Here is a 13,738-nt window from a genome sequence, read left to right on the forward strand (position 1 = left end):
CTGTTTAGGAGGTCCCGATGAAAAAAGTTGAACGGATTAATACGATTATGCGGTATATCAACAACCGAGCCCACTTTACTATTTCTGAAATCATGGGAGAATTCAACATCTCTCGTTCGACAGCTATTAGAGATATCAGAGAAATCGAAGCCATGGGGATGCCACTTGTCGCTGAAGTTGGAAGGGATGGGGGTTATTTTGTCATGAACAACTCTGTCCTGCCCACTGTCCGCTTTACCGATAATGAGATTAAAGCTCTTTTTATTGCCTTTATGGCCACAAGAAATCAACAACTCCCTTACCTAAAGAGTCGTCAGTCATTAGGTGAAAAATTACTAGGCCTCATTTCAAAAAACCAGCAAGATGACCTTGTTCTTTTAAATCAAATCTTGCTTTTTGAAGGGACCAACCCTTATAATCCCGACTTGCTTGATCTTTCAGACCTCCCCCATCCGATGTTAGAAAAACTCATTCAAATCCTTCTGTTGGATCACTATTTATTGATTACGATCCAAGAAGAGAAGGTAATCAAGTCTTATCCAATTTATCTCTTGCACCTGTATCGTGAAAAAAGCCTTTGGCTGATCGAGGGTTTTGACTTAAAGGAAGAAAAGAAGCAGATTTTTCCTGTCGACCACCTCACCAATGTCGACCCATACCCGACGAAAAAAAGATTAAGTAAGAAACAGATTTTAGAAAAACTAAGTAAGCAGGAAGAAGCAGTCAACCTTGTCTTTGAACTTGGTCCAAAGGCGATTGTCCAGTTCAAAAAATACCATCCTTTAAAAGTGTCGATTTCCTATACGAATCCTTACCAAACCACAGCCATTCTAAAGACTTTTATCAATGTTCATAATCCCGAAGAATTGACCGAAATAACAAATTGGCTGCTTTTTCTAGGTGGGGATATCAAGGTCAAGAAAGTGCCAGAAGAAGTCTTAGAAGGTATACAAGAGAGGCTATGCTTAATATGCCCATAACAGCGCCGGTTAAAACCCAAATAATTTTGAGCTTGAGTAGCAACAGTTTGAATAGTAAAATAAAATCTTTGTTTATGGAAACTTTTCCATTAGATTCAACGTATATATAAAATAAGGGGGAATTATTATGAGTACATATGAATATGAAACAGTTAAAATCGAGAGTAAAGGTTTTTTAAAGACTACCATTAAAAAGGACGACCTATTAAATGAGTATGGAAAAAATGGATGGAAGATAGTTTCAGCTTTTACTGAACAAATTTCTGGTACAACAACTGCTGTGTATTATACGTTTATGAAAGAAAATAAAACTACCATTTAATTAATTTAGATTTGAAGGGGGAATAATTTTGGCAAAAAAAAAGTCAAATAAAAGTGATGAAAAAATTGGCTTGATAATATCTCAAATAATAATCACAGCGATTTTAATTGTAGATATATTCGTTTTTATTAATCAAGATTCAATCATCGCTAAATCACTTGCAGCGATTTCTTTTGTCGGGTTTATGTTTTTATTAATTCCGTCTTTAAAGTTAACTTTAAAATTAAAAGGTTAAACTGCTATTCAAGTAACAGGTACATAGTTGAAAATCTAGCTGCCATTTAGAAGGCTTGGCTACCTGATGAAACAACTTCTAAACAATCCCGTACAGTATTTTCAAAAAAAGAAGCAATCCAATTCTATTTGAATCGGACTGCTAGTTTAGCATGTTATTTGAGTTTTAAATTCAAACTTTTCAAGCACCCTACTATGGACTTTCAATCACATTTCCTTCTGCCGGAATCGGATACTCTTTCAGCAACCGGGCAAAATGCAGTAAATTGTAAGCAGTTATTTTTGCGTGTTGCATCGTAAAATCGTTCTCTTTCCCGTTTGCCTCAATAAAGGATGGACCAGGGCCCGCTTCTCCCACCCAATAGGTATCCACATTTGGAGGAATCGTAAATCCAATATGCGACAATGCGTAAATTAGGTAGCTTGAGACGTTTTTCCCACCGTCTTCATTCCCGGTCACAACCACTCCGCCCACTTTGTTATAGTAAATGTACTGGCCTTTATCGTTCGTAAGACTGCTTCCACCATACAATCTTTCTACAACCAAAGTGGCCAGACTGCTCTGTTCGCCAAGCCAAATCGGTGAGCCAAGCAAAAGGATATCCGCCTGCTTCACTTTTTCAAAAATCTCTGGCCATTGATCCTTATCATTCACTGCCTCATGGGTAATTCCAAGGCCGATATTATAATCAGCCATCCTGAGCACTTCCGTCTCTGCTCTGTTTTCATCAAAAATTTTTACAATCTCGTTAATCAGCGCACGGGTATTGGATTGCTGTGTGCTGTCTTTCAAACTGCAATTTAAAACTAGCGCTTTAATGCTCATTGATACATCTCCTTAGGTCATGGTAATAGTATTTCTATACCCTGAGAATTTTTTATAAAACTAGACTGCAAAACGATTCCTCGAACAAAACCGCAATAGTCTTAAATAATATCTCTTCTTGAACAAAAGGGTAGTTTAAGAATAAGTTGATGAAATTTATTGAAAAATTTTATACTTAATTATATTATTATACATAGAATATCTATATACATAGAATGTTTATAATGCTAAATAAAATTAAGGAGATTACAATGAAAAGTAAAATATCAATACTTAAAGTGTTACTTATTTTGGGACTGTTATTTGCAGGAATTATTGCATATGGAGTGTATTGGGTTTTCTTTGATTGGAGCCGATTTAAAGATGAATTAATCAACCAATCTACTTCTCCAAATGGTACATATACGATAAATGCATATCTATCTAATGGTGGTGCAACAGTTTCGTATGCAGTTTTGGGAGAATTAGTCTTTAATAAAGAAAATAAAAGATCGAAGAAAATATATTGGCAATATAGAGAGGAAAACGCAAAAATAGAATGGATAGATGACAATACAGTGATTATAAATAACGTGGAACTGATGTTACCTAATGAAACCTATGATTATAGAAGTGGGATAAAATAATTATTAAAAATTATTTTATTGAAAGAAAAAGTAATATTTGGGCTAGTGGAAAGGAGATAAAGTTTGATGATTAAGAGGAAATTTTTAGTCCTTTTATTTTTAATAGCAAACCTTTTAGTCTTACTGTCACCATTTTTCAGCAAAAATTTCGTAAGCAATTATGATGATCTAAAAAATGCTGCATTTGGTTTTCCGTTTTCTTTTGTTAATCAAGACCTATCCAGCTATGACCCACCATTTCCTTATGTTATGTCTATTTCTTCTCCCTGGGAAAATCCTATGTCAATAAATCTGTTATCTTTAATTGCCTCTTTGTTGGTTGTAAATGTACCAATTTATGTTATTTACTATATATATGGTTTACTCAGGAAGTAATTTTTCATAATTTTCAGCACTTAGTTCCAAAGTGTCTTATTCGACTAGACGGGGCAGGTTAGTACAAGAAGAATTCAAGTTAATAATAGCCTTTAGCAGAGAATTATTGGGATGTAATACTAAACTGAATAAAAGGAAATTAAAGGACTGATTCAATTAATGGATATTAGAAAACCTAACAATTTTGAACTAAAAAAGGTATTATCTCTTTCTCCACAAGCTGTTTATGATGGCACATTAGGTGAAGTAGAACCTACAAAAGAAAAAATTGACCAACTTGTTAAACCACTTTTGGAAAAGGGAAGCTATTATTTAATAGCAACAGAAAACGATAAATTAATGGGCTGGATTCTTATAGGGGCTAGCAAAGACCAATTTACTGATATGATGAATGGATTTATTTACGAACTATTTGTTATAGAAGAATTTAGAGGGAATGGGATTTCCAAACTGTTAATGAGGGCAGGTATTGACCATCTAAAACAAGATGGATATTCAGAAATCCGTCTAAGTGCATTTGCGGGGAATCAAGCAATTAAACTGTATGAAAAATTGGGATTTACCATTAGGACAATTACTATGAGTTTGCAGTTATAAGAAACTAACTTATTTCATTAACGGGGGCTTTTGTTAAGGATGATATGATCGCTGCGGCGGTCTTTTCTTGTTGCACTAACAGGGCAAGTTACTTTAAGAATGATTATAATTGAATAAAGAACTTAACTCAGAAGTGTTGCAGTTTCTTAATTATGGAGGTAAATGATGAAGTTTTTTATAAAGTTAAATACTATTAGTGCCTTATACGCTGTAGCGTTGTTTATAGCAATCGAACTAATAGTAAATGTATCTCATATTAGTACGTTAACTGGATGGGAATGGGATAATGTTTATTGTGTAATTGCTGTTATTAATGTTATTGGACTTCTACTTTCGACAATTTTATTCATTTTCTTAACAAAAAAATGGACTATAGGTAGAAAATACAGCTATTTGTCACTCCTTTTGTGGGCACCATATTTTATTCTTTTTTTCTCTTTTTTCCCTGTTGTTTTTCCTATTAATGCAGGAGTAACACTTTTTCCGAGATTTAGCCTTCTGATTTATGGGTCGGTCATTCTGTTTCCTGTTTACATATTATTTATTAATCTATATGCTTCACCTCTACGTACAGATTATGAGGAATAAGGCGTTAATAATGATGATCACTTTTTGCACCTAATTCATCTCGCTTATTGACCTAACGGTGAACAAACTAAAAAAGCTGCAAATAGTCCGAATCAGGATACTAAATGCAGCTTATTTTCTTCATAATACAATCTAAATACTCCTTTTTATGAGACGAGTTTCAGACCTATTGCAGCACATAAAACCATAGCTATGAAAATTAACCTTTTCCAGTCCTTTGATTCGCCATATAAAAGCATTCCTAATATCGCTCCGCCAGATGCACCAATTCCTGTCCAAATTGCATAAGCTGTTCCCATAGGGAGTGAATTCATTGCATAAGCAAGAAATAAAAAGCTTGCCCCAAACCCTAGTAATAATAGAATGAATGATTGCCAATTACGGTCCATATGCAATTTATTTATCATAGCAACACCAAACATTTCACAAAAACCTGCTAAGATTAAAGAAATCCATGCCATTAGGATTCGTCTCCTTTCTGAACAGTATCGTTTGTAACTAATTTCAAGCCAATTACTCCTGCTAATAAAAGTAAAATTAAGAGTACCTTTTCCACTTTAAATGGTTCGCCATAGAATAGAATTTCTGAAAGAACAGTTCCTGCTGTACCTAATCCCACAAAAACGGCATATACAGTTCCTACGGGAAGTTTTCGTCCCGCCATAATCATTACATAGAAGCTGATGATGATGGATATAATCGTTCCAGTCCAACTCCAAAAGTCATCTGCGTGTTTCAATCCAATAACCCAAAATACTTCAAATAGAGCCGCAATAAATACTTTAATCCAGTCTGTATTCATTCGAACACACCTCCAATTTTATTTTACTCTAAAAACAAAAAAGCCTGGAAGATAACTGTTAACAGTTTCTCCCAGGCTTTTATCCTTCCGTGACACAGCATGGCTGTGAGTTTTCTCTCGGACCAGACCAACACTAACTGTAGCGGAACCCTAGAAAACATTCGATTTATGCAATTACTTTAATAGTATACACATTTTTGAATCATAGTCAATATTAGCCTTAAAGAGCTTGTAACTGGTTCGTTTTCCATTAACCATTAAGACCTAACATTGCTTCTTCAGCTTTCTTTTTATGTTCCTTCGTAATATATTTATCTAACGTTTTGAACGCCGCAAAAATGGCTGTGGCATCATCTGTAAATCCTAAAATTGGTATAGTATCGGGGATTACGTCAAATGGATTGATCACGTAAGCTAATGCTGCCAAGGCCACGCCTTTTACCCATAATGGAGTTTTTTGATCAATCGCACAATAATACATGGCTACACTATCCTTCACGAAAGGCACTTTTCCGGCAATCCTTTTTGTTTTAGCCCAAAAACCCTTTTTTACGTATTTCTCATTTTTTTCTCTATTATATTGATGTTGATCATCCTCTGGGTTGAAAAAATTAGTTTTCATCATGAAATGCCTCCTTAATTAACTTATTTGGCAGGATAAAACTATATTACCCTCTAGTTACTATTTACCCTCTTTTAGTCTAATCCATTTCAAGTCCATTCATTTGATTCTGCTATTGTTAAACTATTGTAAAATTTAATGAAATAAGGTAATTCACTAGGTCCAAAGGTGTATATTTTTATTATAAAGTCAACAGAGAGTAGGTAAAACATGGGGTCTAAGAAGATATCAGTCGGAACATTGTGGAAAGCACTAAGAAATAGATATATGAAAGTATCTATTGGGATGAAATTATGGGGAAGTTATGTCATCATCATTTTGTTCTTCGCTTCGATTACGTTTGTTTCCTATCAGAACATAAACCACCTAAATACTCAATTGCACGGGTTAGGAACGTCCAAGGTGCCTGCGGGTGAATTGATCGGAAACTTAAAAGAGGAAGTGACTAGAATAAGTCTTTATACGACCAAGCATGCTTTTGAACAAAATGTTGAGGAAAAGTCAAACATGGCGAATATTGTACATAGTGACATCAAAAAAGTCAGAATACATATAGCGGAAATGGAAATGTACGCAAATCAACCAGAAGATAAAAAGTTATTAACAAACTTTAATGATGACTTTAAGGAATACACTGCTGCAATTCCGAAGTTCATAGCAAATTCGTTAACCGGAAATCAGGCTGGGCTGCAAAAACAGATGGAAGTATTAACGCCACTTGGCGAAAAAACAAACCTAGCTCTAGATCAGCTGCAAAAAGGTATTCAAAAGGAAACACAATCAGTCATCAAGGATGCAGAGCAGAGCTCAGCGAATGCTATCAAACAAATGATTATTGTTTCCGTTATTTTAGCTCTTTTTAGTATATTAGTAGCATTTTTAATTACTAGAATCATTAGAAGGTCTGTTTTAGGGGTTATCAAAAATGTTGAGAGCACTACGAATTCAATTGCTGAGATAAAAAAATCAATTGATCGAACAGTTTATAGTTCAGGAGAGTTAGATACTTCAATGAATAACGCAAACCATTCGGTAAGTGAGCTGGTTGCGTCCATTCATCAAGTGGCAGGGAATACCAATGAAACATCGGCAAGTGTGGGTGAAATCTCTGCTGCGGTAGAACAAATGAGTGCCTCTGTTAACTTGGTTGCAGGAAGTGCCAATCATTTATCCACCTCCACAATGGAAACATCTTCTGCTATTCAAGAAATGATGAGCTCCATCGAACAAGTCGCTTCTAATGTAAATAATGCCAGTGCAGGTGTAGATCAACTCTCGGCAGCGATTGAGGAAATGAGCGGATCCATAAAGGGTGTAAATGAACATTCCAACGACTTACAGGTTCAGGCCGAACAAGCATCACATATCATTGATGACATGATTGTTTCTATTAAACAAGTAGCGGACAGTGCGAAAACAGTTAATATCCTTAGTACCTCTGTTAAAAATGATGCGCTAGAAGGTACGAATTCTCTCAATGAAACATTGAATGGAATGAAGGAAATATCCCAGGTTATTATCCAAACTAGCGATATGATGGTAAGTTTAGGAAAGCGATCGGAAGAAATCGGCGGTATTGTCAAAGTCATTGATGATATTGCAGAACAAACTAACCTGTTAGCACTCAATGCTGCGATTGAAGCAGCACGTGCTGGAGACCATGGAAGAGGATTCGCTGTTGTGGCAGGTGAAGTCCGGAAATTGGCAGAACGTTCCACACAAGCTACAAAGGAAATTGCTTTCCTTGTTAACGGAATTCAAGCTGAAACTGCGGTTGCTGTAACAACCATTCAAGAAGAGGCAAACAAGGTTGAAATAGGAAACCAATTGGCGAATAAAACGAAACAAGCCATCAAGAAAATTACTGAAGGTATTGCAAAAGTAACAGAGGAAATGAACCAAATTGCGAAGGCTACGGAACACCAAACAAGAAATAGCGAAAATATAACATCCACGGTGGAGAATGTGACCAAGCGAGCTTCGGCCATGACGTATTCCACTAAAGAACAATCCATTACTGCGGAGGAAATTGTAAAAGAGATCTTTAATATTAAAGACCAGGTACAACAAATTGCAATTGCTACTACTGAACAAGCCAGGGGAGGGACTGCCATCGTAGCAGCCGTCGAAAATGTAGCAAATCAGTCCAACTCTGTTACATATACGACGAAAGAACAGGCCCATATTTCAGAAGAGATTGTGAGGAATATTAACAGTATTAAAGAGATGGTTCAACAAATGAAAACGGCAATGAATAAACAAGCCGAATATGGGCAGGAAATAAAACTAGAAGTAGAAAATGTTCTGAAACAAACGGAGGAATTGAATGCCAGTATCGAGACACAAAGCAGAGAAGTAGTTGAAGTTGTCCAATCCGTTACAGAAGTAAATACACAAATTGATAAAATCAGGTAATTCAGAGCGTGCCCTTCTCCTTCTTCCTAGAATTTGATATTATGATGACACTAATTATCGAGAAGGAGACTAGTCATGCAAAAACTTCAAAAAACTTCAGAACGCATCGTTTATTTGCCGCCGTATCAAGAAACCGATCGGCCTATTTTAGCAGCAGTAGTGGGGGAGGAACGGACATTACTCATTGATGCGGGGAACTCTTCCAGTCATGCACAGCTGTTTTTGGCGCAATTGGAGGAACTTCACATTAGGGGCGACCTTCTTGTTCTTACACATTGGCACTGGGACCATGTCTTTGGCATGAGTGATATGCCCATGCCCGCCATCGCTTATAACAAAACAGAAGAGAAAATCAAAGAGCTGCAGACGCTGTCATGGGAAGATGAATTCCTTGATCAGCGAGTGAATGAGGGGACGGAAATTCCGTTCTGTGCGGATGCAATCAAAAAAGAGCTTGGTAATCAGCGTGAAATCACTCTCACTACGCCAGCAATCATATTCGACAATCGACTGACAATCAACCTTGGCGGCGTGACCGGTATAATTGAACATGTCGGCGGGGACCATTCCGCAGACTCCTGTGTGATTCACATACCTGAGGAAAAAGTGCTGTTTCTTGGCGATTGTTTGTATGCAAATCTTTATTCGAAAAAATGGAGCTACACGATTGAGAAAACGCGGCGTTTAATCGAGCAAATTGAAACATATGAGGCTGAGACCTTTTTCCTTTCTCATCATGAAGCGCCATTAACGAAAAAAGAATTCCAATCCATGCTTTACGTGCTGAAAAGTGCCGCAAACTTAACAGAAAAATTTATTGGAGACCAAAAGGCGATTGTGGCAGAAATGTCGAAGGAGCTTCAAAGAGAGTTAAATGAATTTGAGGCGGAGACAATTGAGTTTTTTGTGAATGGGTATGGGGAGTGAGAGGACACGATTCCTGTCCTCCCTTTCTTTAGATTTTGGTTGAGCAATCGCAAGTGTCGGTGTTTTTGCGGATTGTTGAATTTGTACAACGACCGTTCTACATAGGTGTTATTTTTAGAAAATTATTAATCATGTAAAGAGTTCGCCAAACAGCACGATAATAGATTAAAATAAATGAAAACTGTCATTTTAGGAGGAACTTAGTTACATGAGAGTAGCGATTGCACAATTATCCACAAGTGTTGATAAAACTGCTAATTTAGAAAAGGCGATACAGTACATTGCAAAAGCAAAAGGGGTGGGGGCAGATTTTGTTATCATCCCGGAATTTTATATGGCGCTGGCTACCCCTAAGTCTGGTGTATCGCCGGTTGATGCAGCTGAACCGTTGGATGGTCCGTTTGTTGCTGCCCTAAAGGAGGCAGCCCGTGTAAACGAAATCTATGTCATTTGCGGCCTGTATGAATCAAAACCAGATGACCAAAAACGTGCCTATAACACAACTGTATTTATTGATCGTTCAGGAGAGCTCGTTCATTCTTATCGCAAAACGCATTTATACGATGCCTTTAGTTATCATGAGTCTGAGACGATTATTCCAGGGGATAATCAATACAAGATAGTAGAAACAGAGTTTGGAAAAATCGGTTTAATGGTGTGCTACGAACTGCGATTCCCCGAGATTGCCAGACAATTTGCCCTTCAAGGAGCAGATATCCTGTTTGTTCCTGCCGGTTGGGTAGCGGGACCGATGAAAGAGGACCATTGGCAAACGCTTATTCGTGCGCGGGCAATTGAAAATACGATGTTCGTCTTTGGTGCAAACCTCGTTGGCGATATTTTCTCCGGTCGCAGTGTCATGGTCGATCCAATGGGTGTGATACTAGCAAGCGCAGGCGAAGAAGAAACGTTAATTGTTTCCGATATTGACATAGATCGAATCCGCCGTGTAAGAGAAAAACTTCCGAGTGTAAAGAACCGGAAGCCGGAGTTTTACCGCTTATAGCCTGCTTGGCAGGTCCCGAGATTTGTAGAAGAGTTTAGCTTGTTTACAGCTAAACTCTTTTTTTTCGGGGGCAAATCCCCACTCTCCTGGCAATCTCCAATGCAAAAGAAACCCAAAAAAACATAAGAACCGTCCCTATGCTTCCAAAAGATATGACATTTGTCACTATAAAGTAGGGTTCGGGGGAATTAAACTAGATTTAGCTGGGAAATTATAGGTCTGAGGTCGTAGGTGATATTACACCAACTGCCCGATGCTGATTATGAAATGGAAAACTTATAATAAGCAGGTAGGATTATCCAGAAGTCAAAACTAAAACATGAAAAACACAGGGGAATGGAAAAAAAGAGTAGCTATTATCGGAGGGGAAGAGAGTAATGAGATCATGGATTAAATTTTCACTAAAGAATGCAGGGGTTATTTTTATTGCCATGTTAATGGTGATTGCCGGGGGGATTTATTCAGTCAAAACGATGAAGATGGAGTCAATGCCGAATGTCGACATTCCGTATATTGTCGTCCAGGTTCCTTATATTGGAGCCACGCCTGACCAAGGATTAGAGGATATTGGTAAGCCATTAGAATCGGCATTGTCGGGGATAAAGAAGCTAGATAATTTGTATATTGAAGCACATAGTAATGTCGTCGTAGGGATTCTTGAATTTAATATGAGTAAGAATATGGACGAAGCGGAAAAGGATGTCACAACGGCCGTCGCTTCCATCAAGCTGCCAGCAGGTGCAGAAAAGCCTGCAATCCTAAAGGACGGCCCATCGGCAGCACCCGTATTTACTTTTGCTCTTTCGTCTGAAACTGCCAATCAATCGGACATGACCCAATTTATCAATGAGCGGATCAAGCCGGCTTTGACAGGAATCGATGGAGCGGGAAGCATTGATATTTCCGGTGAGACAGAAAAGGAAGTGGCAATCAAACTCGATCCGGAAAAAATGAAGCAGAATGGAATCACGTATGAGACAGTCAAGCAAACGCTTTTAGCGCACAATTTTTCATTCCCGGCGGGGCAGGTAAATGTTGAAGATAAAACCTTCAATGTGCAAGCTGATTTCAAGCTGAATTCAGTTGAGGATGTTAAAAAAGTTCAAATTTTGGCTCAGGGACCTGCTGGAATGAAAAAACTAAGCTTGTCAGATGTCGCGACCGTTAATTATAGCAACAAAAAGGAAACGGTCTACACTCGCTTGAACGAAAAGCCAGCCGTTCTAGTAGAAATGTTAGCAATTCCCGGCTCTAATACAGTGGAAGTAGTGGAGCAGGCAAAGGAAAAGCTAGATGCATTAGATCTTCCTGCCGGCTACAAATTAACAAAGCTATTTGACACATCAAAAGAAGTAAAAACATCTGTTGATGGGATGTTGCGGGAAGTATTGCTTGGCACATTATTTGCTGTTATCGTCACGTTCTTATTCCTTCGTAATATAAGAGCAACGATTGTTGCCGTTCTGTCCATCCCGTTATCGATATTAGCCTCGATGATTACATTAAAATATTTGGACTATAGCTTAAACATGATGACCCTTGCTGGAATTGCTGTCGCCGTCGGACGGGTGATTGATGATTCGATTGTCGTCATTGAAAATGTTTACCGGCGAACCTTATCAAGCCCGAAGCGTGATGAAAGATTGGTGCTGACAGCAGCCAAAGAAGTAGGTGGGGCGATTACCTCTTCCACCCTGACGACGATTGCCGTATTCGGGCCGCTTTCCTTTGTTCCCGGGATTGTTGGCAAGTTCTTTGCTCCGTTTGGGATCACGGTCATTGTCGCACTTGCGTTTTCCTTAATCGTGTCGTTAACCGTGGTGCCATTGTTGGCCAAATTATTTTTACTGCGGATCAAGCACCAAGAGGTAAAAGAAACGCTTTTTGAAAAAGCTTATAGACATGTATTATCATGGGTTTTAACGAAACGGGCTGTTACGATTGTGTTAGCGATTATCTTGTTTGCCGGTTCGTTGGCATTAGCCCCATTGATCCCGCAGAATTTCTTACCGCAGGAAAAAGCAGTCTCCTATCGTTTAATAGGTGACTTACCAGCTGGAACTTCATTAGAGAAAGCAAACAAGCTCGCGGTTAAAGTAGAAGACATTTTGAAAAATGAACAGGATATTAAACATACGCAAACGATTGTAAGCGGGGAGCATATTCGTTTTTCCATCGATTTAAACGATGGCGTCACAAAAGAGCAAACAAATGAGTTTGAAAAAAGTGTAAGAGCAAAAGTAGAAAAATTGGACGCTTCCATGCGGGTGGCGCTTTCTCCTGTTGGGATTGTTGGAACAAGTGGTTTAGCGTTAATGGTCGAGGGCGGGAATGCCGAAGATTTAGAGACGGCCGGAAAAATGATTACCGATAAAATTAAAGGTATTGATGGCTTAGAAAATGTGGAATCCAATCTCTCAGGAGTCAAGGAACAGCTCCAATTGAAAATCAATGATCAGCTAGCGGCAGAAAAAGGGTTAAGTCCGATCATGATTGCGGGCTTTGTGAGAGAGCTTATTGCCGGTGATCATGTCGCTGAGATGCAAGTTGAAGGAAAAACAACGAGTGTCAATTTGTCATTGAATAGCACTTCCGAGGGCACCATCAATGATATTATGAGTCAAAAAGTGACCAATCCGATGGGGCAGCAAGTAAGCCTTTCAGAAGTAGCTACCCTGACGAAAACGCCAAGTCCGTCCGCGCTGTACCGTTTAAATCAGCAGCCATATGTGCAGATTTCCGGACGGATCACGACGGATAATTCTTCAGGTGTGCAGGCAGAGGTCGATAAACGACTAAAAACCTTAGATTTACCAAAGGGGATAAGCTATCATTCAGAAGGTCAAGCGCAAGCGATGAATGAAGGGTTTACCAATATGATGCTTGCCATGGCCATTGCGGTTGTCCTAGTGTTTATCGTGATGTTGATCGCATTTGGGAATATGCTAATGCCAGTAGCTATCCTATCTTCGCTGCCATTCTTATTTTCAGGTGGATTGCTAGGATTATATCTGACGAATCAAGCACTTGGGATGCCGGCTTTGGTTGGGTTCCTGATGTTAATCGGTATTGTCGTCACCAATGCGATTGTCTTGATGGAGCGCGTGAAGCAGAATGAGAAGAAGGGCATGGCGGTGGGCGCCGCGTTACTTGAAGCTGGAAAAACCCGTCTCCGCCCGATTCTCATGACCGCTCTCGCGACAATCGGTGCATTACTGCCATTAGCACTCTCAAGTGATGGCGGATTAATTTCACGATCGCTGGCGATTGTTGTTATTTCAGGGCTGCTGACATCTACCCTGTTAACCTTGGTGGTTGTCCCGACAACGTATCATGTATTACATTCGGTAAAAGGAAGATTATCTCAGAAGAAAACGAAGAAGATGACTGAAAGGGAATCAGCGTAGCGTCTGGAATC

The 13,738-nt window shown here is 38.7% G+C and carries 14 protein-coding genes and 1 riboswitch; of the genes, 10 read left to right on the forward strand and 4 right to left on the reverse strand.

The genetic code is table 11. The annotated features are described in order from the left end of the window. The first annotated feature begins 17 nt into the window (after positions 1-17). The 3 genes from AA980_RS17740 to AA980_RS17750 all read left to right on the forward strand — a co-directional run bounded on the left by AA980_RS17740 (position 18) and on the right by AA980_RS17750 (position 1,537). On the forward strand, positions 18-980 hold the full coding sequence (locus AA980_RS17740) for a helix-turn-helix transcriptional regulator (protein ID WP_024028781.1): 963 nt from the start codon (positions 18-20) through the stop codon (positions 978-980). A 127-nt stretch (positions 981-1,107) separates the two neighbouring features. After that, the gene (locus AA980_RS17745) at positions 1,108-1,302 is read left to right on the forward strand and encodes a DUF4177 domain-containing protein (protein ID WP_024028782.1); all 195 of its coding nucleotides are present in this window, start codon (positions 1,108-1,110) and stop codon (positions 1,300-1,302) included. A 28-nt stretch (positions 1,303-1,330) separates the two neighbouring features. Next, the gene (locus AA980_RS17750) at positions 1,331-1,537 is read left to right on the forward strand and encodes a hypothetical protein (RefSeq protein WP_024028783.1); all 207 of its coding nucleotides are present in this window, start codon (positions 1,331-1,333) and stop codon (positions 1,535-1,537) included. A gap of 192 nt (positions 1,538-1,729) precedes the next feature. Here AA980_RS17750 and AA980_RS17755 read toward each other — a convergent pair whose 3' ends face one another. Next, positions 1,730-2,362 (reverse strand): flavodoxin family protein, encoded by a 633-nt coding sequence (locus tag AA980_RS17755; protein ID WP_024028784.1) that lies wholly within the window; start codon positions 2,360-2,362, stop codon positions 1,730-1,732. 251 nt (positions 2,363-2,613) lie between these two features. Here AA980_RS17755 and AA980_RS17760 point away from each other — a divergent pair, with 251 nt between their 5' ends. The 3 genes from AA980_RS17760 (at position 2,614) to AA980_RS17770 (ending at position 3,960) form a co-directional block, all read left to right on the forward strand. Then, entirely contained in the window at positions 2,614-2,988 is a 375-nt protein-coding gene (locus tag AA980_RS17760; RefSeq protein ID WP_024028785.1) for a DUF5412 domain-containing protein, read from the forward strand. Positions 2,989-3,054: 66 nt separating this feature from the next. After that, positions 3,055-3,363 (forward strand): hypothetical protein, encoded by a 309-nt coding sequence (locus AA980_RS17765; RefSeq protein ID WP_024028786.1) that lies wholly within the window; start codon positions 3,055-3,057, stop codon positions 3,361-3,363. Between the two features lie 159 nt (positions 3,364-3,522). Then, complete coding sequence (locus AA980_RS17770) at positions 3,523-3,960, forward strand: GNAT family N-acetyltransferase (RefSeq protein ID WP_024028787.1); 438 nt, start codon at positions 3,523-3,525, stop codon at positions 3,958-3,960. A gap of 734 nt (positions 3,961-4,694) precedes the next feature. On the opposite strand, the gene AA980_RS17780 is transcribed toward AA980_RS17770, so the two are convergent. The 3 genes from AA980_RS17780 to AA980_RS17790 form a co-directional block, all read right to left on the reverse strand. Then, positions 4,695-5,009 carry a DMT family transporter gene (locus tag AA980_RS17780; RefSeq protein ID WP_024028789.1) on the reverse strand — a complete coding sequence of 105 codons (315 nt, stop codon included), beginning with the start codon at positions 5,007-5,009 and terminating at the stop codon, positions 4,695-4,697. Beyond that, the gene (locus AA980_RS17785) at positions 5,009-5,350 is read right to left on the reverse strand and encodes a DMT family transporter (RefSeq protein ID WP_024028790.1); all 342 of its coding nucleotides are present in this window, start codon (positions 5,348-5,350) and stop codon (positions 5,009-5,011) included. Before AA980_RS17785 ends, AA980_RS17780 begins: the two co-directional genes overlap by 1 nt. A 66-nt stretch (positions 5,351-5,416) precedes the next feature. Next, a riboswitch (guanidine-I (ykkC/yxkD leader) is annotated at positions 5,417-5,515 on the reverse strand. A gap of 85 nt (positions 5,516-5,600) precedes the next feature. Then, positions 5,601-5,975: a YkvA family protein gene (locus AA980_RS17790; protein WP_047771796.1), complete on the reverse strand. Its 375-nt coding sequence runs from the start codon at positions 5,973-5,975 to the stop codon at positions 5,601-5,603. Between the two features lie 207 nt (positions 5,976-6,182). On the opposite strand from AA980_RS17790, the gene AA980_RS17795 reads away from it, so the two are divergent. The 4 genes from AA980_RS17795 to AA980_RS17810 all read left to right on the forward strand — a co-directional run bounded on the left by AA980_RS17795 (position 6,183) and on the right by AA980_RS17810 (position 13,727). Continuing rightward, positions 6,183-8,387 carry a methyl-accepting chemotaxis protein gene (locus AA980_RS17795; protein ID WP_024028792.1) on the forward strand — a complete coding sequence of 735 codons (2,205 nt, stop codon included), beginning with the start codon at positions 6,183-6,185 and terminating at the stop codon, positions 8,385-8,387. 75 nt (positions 8,388-8,462) lie between these two features. Continuing rightward, the gene (locus AA980_RS17800) at positions 8,463-9,314 is read left to right on the forward strand and encodes an MBL fold metallo-hydrolase (RefSeq protein WP_024028793.1); all 852 of its coding nucleotides are present in this window, start codon (positions 8,463-8,465) and stop codon (positions 9,312-9,314) included. A 208-nt stretch (positions 9,315-9,522) separates the two neighbouring features. Next, entirely contained in the window at positions 9,523-10,320 is a 798-nt protein-coding gene (locus AA980_RS17805) for a carbon-nitrogen hydrolase family protein (protein ID WP_024028794.1), read from the forward strand. A gap of 377 nt (positions 10,321-10,697) precedes the next feature. Next, on the forward strand, positions 10,698-13,727 hold the full coding sequence (locus AA980_RS17810) for an efflux RND transporter permease subunit (protein ID WP_024028795.1): 3,030 nt from the start codon (positions 10,698-10,700) through the stop codon (positions 13,725-13,727). Positions 13,728-13,738: the final 11 nt, after the last annotated feature.

This window comes from Neobacillus vireti, from assembly GCF_001026695.1.
GTDB classification, from domain to species: Bacteria; Bacillota; Bacilli; order Bacillales; family Cytobacillaceae; genus Neobacillus; species Neobacillus vireti.

Bases quoted from the DNA above. Each gene is read 5' to 3' on its own strand.
- AA980_RS17740 (WP_024028781.1), top strand. From the start codon at position 18: ATGAAAAAAGTTGAACGGATTAATACGATTATGCGGTATATCAACAAC.
- AA980_RS17745 (WP_024028782.1), top strand. From the start codon at position 1,108: ATGAGTACATATGAATATGAAACAGTTAAAATCGAGAGTAAAGGTTTT.
- AA980_RS17755 (WP_024028784.1), bottom strand. From the start codon at position 2,362: ATGAGCATTAAAGCGCTAGTTTTAAATTGCAGTTTGAAAGACAGCACA.
- AA980_RS17760 (WP_024028785.1), top strand. From the start codon at position 2,614: ATGAAAAGTAAAATATCAATACTTAAAGTGTTACTTATTTTGGGACTG.
- AA980_RS17765 (WP_024028786.1), top strand. From the start codon at position 3,055: ATGATTAAGAGGAAATTTTTAGTCCTTTTATTTTTAATAGCAAACCTT.
- AA980_RS17770 (WP_024028787.1), top strand. From the start codon at position 3,523: ATGGATATTAGAAAACCTAACAATTTTGAACTAAAAAAGGTATTATCT.
- AA980_RS17780 (WP_024028789.1), bottom strand. From the start codon at position 5,009: ATGGCATGGATTTCTTTAATCTTAGCAGGTTTTTGTGAAATGTTTGGT.
- AA980_RS17785 (WP_024028790.1), bottom strand. From the start codon at position 5,350: ATGAATACAGACTGGATTAAAGTATTTATTGCGGCTCTATTTGAAGTA.
- AA980_RS17790 (WP_047771796.1), bottom strand. From the start codon at position 5,975: ATGATGAAAACTAATTTTTTCAACCCAGAGGATGATCAACATCAATAT.
- AA980_RS17795 (WP_024028792.1), top strand. From the start codon at position 6,183: ATGGGGTCTAAGAAGATATCAGTCGGAACATTGTGGAAAGCACTAAGA.
- AA980_RS17800 (WP_024028793.1), top strand. From the start codon at position 8,463: ATGCAAAAACTTCAAAAAACTTCAGAACGCATCGTTTATTTGCCGCCG.
- AA980_RS17805 (WP_024028794.1), top strand. From the start codon at position 9,523: ATGAGAGTAGCGATTGCACAATTATCCACAAGTGTTGATAAAACTGCT.
- AA980_RS17810 (WP_024028795.1), top strand. From the start codon at position 10,698: ATGAGATCATGGATTAAATTTTCACTAAAGAATGCAGGGGTTATTTTT.